Origin of the sequence: Pseudomonas sp. KCJK8993, assembly GCF_046230915.1 — a bacterium.
Lineage (GTDB): Bacteria > Pseudomonadota > Gammaproteobacteria > Pseudomonadales > Pseudomonadaceae > Aquipseudomonas > Aquipseudomonas piscis.
The window spans coordinates 1-5,391 of record NZ_JBJJLO010000196.1; the positions used below are offsets into that span (position 1 = coordinate 1).

The 5,391-nt window shown below is 67.5% G+C and carries 4 protein-coding genes; all 4 read left to right on the forward strand.

Translation table 11 applies throughout. The features are described from left to right. Window positions 1–2 precede the first annotated feature (2 nt). The gene (hflK, locus tag ACK6AU_RS31205; RefSeq protein ID WP_409303557.1) at window positions 3–1,760 is read left to right on the forward strand and encodes a protease modulator HflK; all 1,758 of its coding nucleotides are present in this window, start codon (window positions 3–5) and stop codon (window positions 1,758–1,760) included. Beyond that, on the forward strand, window positions 1,757–2,797 hold the full coding sequence (hflC, locus tag ACK6AU_RS31210; protein WP_185696778.1) for a protease modulator HflC: 1,041 nt from the start codon (window positions 1,757–1,759) through the stop codon (window positions 2,795–2,797). Before hflK (ACK6AU_RS31205) ends, hflC begins: the two co-directional genes overlap by 4 nt. Beyond that, complete coding sequence (gene hflK / locus ACK6AU_RS31215) at window positions 2,794–3,852, forward strand: protease modulator HflK (RefSeq protein WP_409303559.1); 1,059 nt, start codon at window positions 2,794–2,796, stop codon at window positions 3,850–3,852. Before hflC ends, hflK (ACK6AU_RS31215) begins: the two co-directional genes overlap by 4 nt. Continuing rightward, window positions 3,849–5,391, forward strand: a 1,543-nt coding sequence (locus ACK6AU_RS31220) for a heavy metal translocating P-type ATPase (RefSeq protein WP_409303561.1), incomplete at its 3' end; no start/stop codon positions are given. The genes hflK (ACK6AU_RS31215) and ACK6AU_RS31220, both read left to right, overlap by 4 nt.

Sequence of the window (5,391 nt, forward strand, 5' to 3'; positions counted from 1 at the left end):
TGCTGGTGAACCTGTCCTGTGCCTTGCTGGTGGTGGTGGCGGGCCTGCAGTCGGCGTGCTGGGTGAGCCGCTGGCGGGAGGAGGTGCTGGCGCCATCGACGCCGGTGGAGACGCCCGAGGCAACGCCGGCCGGGTTCTTCGCTGCCATCCTGGGCACCCGTGCCCGGCGCCTGTTGCAGCAGATCGGTGCCCCGACCCTGTGGCTCGCTGGCTGGTCGCTGCTGGCCCTGTCTTGCCTGGCGCAGGTCTTCAACCTGGCGCTGCCCGCCACGGCTTTGGGCCTGAGCGCCAGCGTCGTCGCCGTGCTGCTGTTGCTACTGGCCTTCGCCTTGCTGGTGCTGGAGCGCCAGCTGGCCCAGGAGCACCCGAGTGAATGGCCGGAGGCCGGAGCCGTGGCGCAACTGCTGCGGGTGGCCATCCTGTGCTTGCTGGTGGGCGCCTTGTGCTTGTTGTTCGGCAGCGACAGCGCCCTGTGGCCGGTGCGCCTGGCGGTATTGATGGGCCTGTTGCCGGCGTTGGTGGCCGGCGAGTTGCTGCTACGGGCGCTGTTGTCGTTGTTCAGTCCCCAGCGCGAGGCCCTTGAGCCACGGCTGTTGGCCCATAGCTTCGTCGCCGACTTGTTGCGTTGGCCACCGCAACCGCTGCTGAGCCTGCAAAACGAACTGCACAACAGGTTCGGCATCGATCTGCGCCAGGTCTGGGCCTTTGCCTACATGCGCCGGGCGTTCCTGCCGGTACTGGGGCTGATCCTGGCGGTAGGTTGGTTATTGACCGGGATTCATGAGATTTCGCTGCAAAATCGCGGTATTTACGAGCGTTTTGGCCAGCCGGTAACGGTTTTCGGCCCCGGCCTGCACCTGGGTTTGCCCTGGCCCCTGGGGCGGGTGCTGACGGTGGAAAACGGCGTGGTCCATGAATTGGCCACCAGCGTGGGCGAAACCCCGCAACCGATCGAACCGGCAGCGGCGGAGGGGCCGGCACCGGCGATTGCCAATCGCTTGTGGGACGCCAGCCACGTGAATGACAAATCCCAGGTGATCGCCAGTGGCGATGACCACCAGCAGAGCTTCCAGATCGTCAACATGGACGTGCGCTTCGTCTACCGCATCGGCCTGGATGATGCCGCGGCGCTGGCGGCGACCTACAACAGCAACGATGTGCCGTCGCTGATCCGCAGTACCGCCAGCCGGGTACTGGTGCACGATTTCGCCTCGCGCACCCTCGATGGCCTGCTGGGCGAAGACCGCACGCGCCTGGCCGAGGATATCGGCCACGCGGTGCAGGCCGATCTGTCCAGGCTCGACAGCGGCGTGGAGATTCTCGCCACCGTGGTCGAGGCCATACACCCACCGGCTGGCGCAGCCAATGCCTACCACGGTGTACAGGCCGCGCAGATTGGCGCCCAGGCGCTGATTTCCCGGGAGCGCGGGGCCGCGGCCGAACAGACCAACCAGGCGCAATTGCAAGCCAGCGAAGTCAACGACAAGGCGCGGGCCACGGCGCGTGAGATCCAGGCCGAGGCCCAGACGGCTGACTTGCGGTTCGCCGCCGAGCAGAAGGCCTACGCCGGTGCGGGCCAGGCATTCATCCTAGAACAGTACTTCGGCCAACTGATCCAGGGCCTGGGCAAGGCCCAGTTGTTGATTCTCGATCACCGTCTGGGCGCCGACAGTGCGCCAACCCTCGACTTGCGTACCTTCACCTTGCCCGCCGACCCGCTGGCGCCGCGTAAAGCCGCCCAGCCAGGAGCCGCCCATTGAGCCAGTCTTCCCACACCCATTCCCACTCCGACCACGACCATGGGCACGGCCATCACCACCATCACGGGCATCACCACCATCACCATGGCGCGCCAGCGCAGGAAGGGCCCTTTCCCTGGCGGCGCATGGGCTGGGCGGCATTGCTGGTGGCGTTCGCCCTGGCGGCCGCGAGCCTGGTGCAGGTGCGTTCCGGCGAAGCCACGGTGATCACCCGTTTCGGCAACCCGGCCCGGGTCCTGCTGGAGCCGGGGCTGAACTGGCGCTGGCCGGCGCCCTTCGAAGCGGCGATCCCGGTGGACCTGCGCCTGCGGACCACCTCCAGCGGCTTGCAGGACGTGGGTACCCGTGACGGCCTGCGGATCATCGTCCAGGCCTATGTGGCCTGGCGGGTGCAGGGCGACCCGGACAATGTGCAGCGCTTCATGCGGGCGGTGCAGAACCAGCCGGACGAAGCGGCGCGGCAGATTCGCACCTTCGTTGGTTCGGCCCTGGAAACCACCGCCAGCAGCTTCGATCTGGCCGACCTGGTGAACACCGATGCCGGCAAGGTCCGCATTGGCGATTTCGAAAGCCGGCTGCGCCAGCAGATCGACCAGCAATTGCTGTCCACCTACGGCGTGCGAGTGGTGCAGGTGGGTATCGAGCGCTTGACCCTGCCGTCGGTGACCCTCACCGCCACGGTGGATCGCATGCGCGCCGAGCGCGAAACCATCGCCACCGAACGCACGGCCGTGGGCAAGCGTGAAGCGGCGCAGATCCGTTCCGCTGCCGAGCGCGACGCACGCATAGTGCAAGCCGACGCTACGGTGAAGGCGGCAGATATAGAGGCGCAATCCCGGGTCGAAGCGGCGCAGATCTACGGCCGTGCCTACGCCAGTTCGCCGCAGCTGTATAACCTGCTGCGCTCCCTGGACACCTTGGGCACGGTGGTCAATCCGAGCACTCGCCTGATCCTGCGTACCGATGCCGCGCCGTTCCGGGTGTTGGTGGACGGGCCGCCGAACCTGCCGAACAAAGCGTCTGGAACGCAGCCATGAACAGCGTTCCACGTGGAACAAATCAATTGGACAGTCCGTGGATCCAGGCGGGGCGCCTGGCATTCATCGGCCTGTATGTGGTGACAGTCCTCGCCGCATTGGCTTGGGCCTTGTCCAACGTTCGCCAGATCGATCCGCAAGACCGCGCCCTGGTCATGCATTTCGGTGCCCTGGCCCGGGTGCAGAATGCCGGGCTGCTGCTGGCCTGGCCCCGGCCGTTCGAGCAGGTGGTGTTGTTGCCGGCCGCGGATCGGGTGCTGGAGCGGCGCATCGAGGGGCTGTTGCGCTCCCAAGCCGCAGTGGAAGGGGACCGGGTAGCGACCCTGGCCACGCCGTTGAACGACACCCTGGCCGGTTCGGGCTACCTGCTCACCGGCGATGCCGGCGTGGTGCAGTTGGACGTCCGGGTGTTCTACAAGGTCAGCGACCCCTATGCCTATGTCTTGCAAGGCGAACATGTGCTGCCGGCCCTGGACCGCCTGGCGACCCGCAGCGCCGTCAGCCTGGCTGCGGCCCGCGACCTGGACACCATCCTGGTGGCGCGTCCGGAGTTGCTCGGCAGCGATCACCAGGCCGCCGAACGCCGTGAGCGGCTGCGTGGCGATCTGCTCCAGGGCATCAACCAGCGCCTGGCCGAGCTGGCCGCCACTGGCCAGGGCATAGGTATCGAAGCGACCCGGGTCGACGTGCAGTCGAGCCTGCCCGAGCCTGCGGTCAACGCCTTCAATGCCGTGCTGACGGCCAGCCAGCAGGCCGACAAGGCTGTGGCCAATGCGCGTACTGAAGCGGAGAAACTCACCCAGAGCGCCAACCAGCAGGCCGATCGCAGCCTGCAAGTGGCTCATGCCCAGGCCAGCGAACGACTGGCCCTGGCCCGGGCGCAGACCGCCACGGTCCAAAGCCTGGCCCAGGAGCAACGCAATGGCAGCGACCCGCAGATGCTGCTGCGCATCTATCGTGAGCGCCTGCCGCAGATTCTGCGCCAGGCGGGCTCGGTGACGACGGTCGACCCCAAAGACGATTCCCGCTTGATCATCCAGGGAGCTGAACGATGACCGCTTCTACCCATGCGGCGCCCGCCAGCATGTTGACCAGCGCTGAACAGCGCAGCGCCGCCCGCCAACTGACCCTGGCCATGCTCGCCCTCGGCTTGCTGGGCCTGGGCCTGGCCTGGCGCTGGCTGGCGCCCGAGCAAGTCGGTGTCAGCCAGTTGCTGCTGGGCGTCGCTTCCTTGCTGGTGGCCGTACCGGTGTTGCGTTCGGCCTGGTTCAGCCTGCGCTATCCGAGCCTGCACGGCATCACCGACCAACTGATCGCCCTGGCCATGCTCGGCGCCTGGGCCACGGGCGACCTGCTGACCGCCGCCTTGCTGCCGATCATCATGATCTTCGGCCATGTGCTGGAAGAGCGCAGCGTGATCGGTTCCCAAGAGGCTATCGATGCCCTGGGCCGCCTGACCCGCAGCCAGGCGCGGCAGGTACAGGCCAATGGCAGCGTGCAGGAAGTGGATAACGCCAGCCTCAGGACCGGCGACCTGGTGGAAGTGCGCGCCGGGGACCGGGTGCCTGCCGACGGCGTGGTGGTAGCGGGGCAGGCGAGCCTGGACACCGCGCCGATCACCGGCGAATCGGTGCCACTGGAAGCGAGTGTGGGCATGCAGGTATTCGGGGGCGCGATCAACCTCGATGGCCTGCTGCGCCTGGAAGTGACCCGCACCGGCGAGGAATCGACCCTGGGCAAGGTGATCGCCCTGATGCAGAACGCCGAACGCGCCAAGCCACCGATCACCCGGTTGCTGGAACGCTACGCCGGCAGCTACCTGGTGTTGGTGCTGCTGCTGGCAGCGGTGACCTGGTTCATTACCAATGATGCCCAGGCCATGCTCGCCGTGCTGGTGGCGGCCTGCCCCTGTGCGTTGGTGCTATCGGCGCCGGCCACCGCCATTGCCGGGATCGCCGTGGCGGCGCGGCACGGCATCCTGATTCGCAGCTCGGCGTTTCTCGAAGAGCTGGCGGACCTGACGTCCCTGGTGGTGGACAAGACCGGCACCCTGACCTTCGGCACCCTGCGCTTGCAGGCGGTGGACACCCCCCTGGAGGATCGTCGGGCACTGCTCAGCCTTGCCGCCAGCCTCGGCGCGGCCAGCAGTCACCCGGTCAGCCGGGCGCTGGCAGCACTGGTGCCGCCAGAGCAGCAGTGGGCCCTTGGGGATATTCATGAGCGCCAGGGCCTGGGGGTGGTCGCGCGCACCGACGAAGGCCAGGCGGCCCTGGGCCGGCCCGAACTGTTCATCCAGTTGGGGATCGACACCAGTCCGGTGCCGACCCATGACGGGCCGATCGCCGGGTTGGCGCTCAATGGTGAGTTCCTCGGTTGGCTGTTGTTGGCCGACAGCGTCAAGCCCGAAGCGGCCCAGGCCCTGCAAGAACTGCGGGAGTTGGGGTTGGGCCGCCAGTTGTTGCTCACCGGCGACCGGCAAAGCGTGGCGGACAGCCTGGCGCGGGAGGTGGGCATCAGCGATGTCGAGGCCCAGGCGCTGCCCCAGGGCAAGCTCGAACGTGTGCTGGGAGAGATCGACAAGGGCTTCCGGCCCA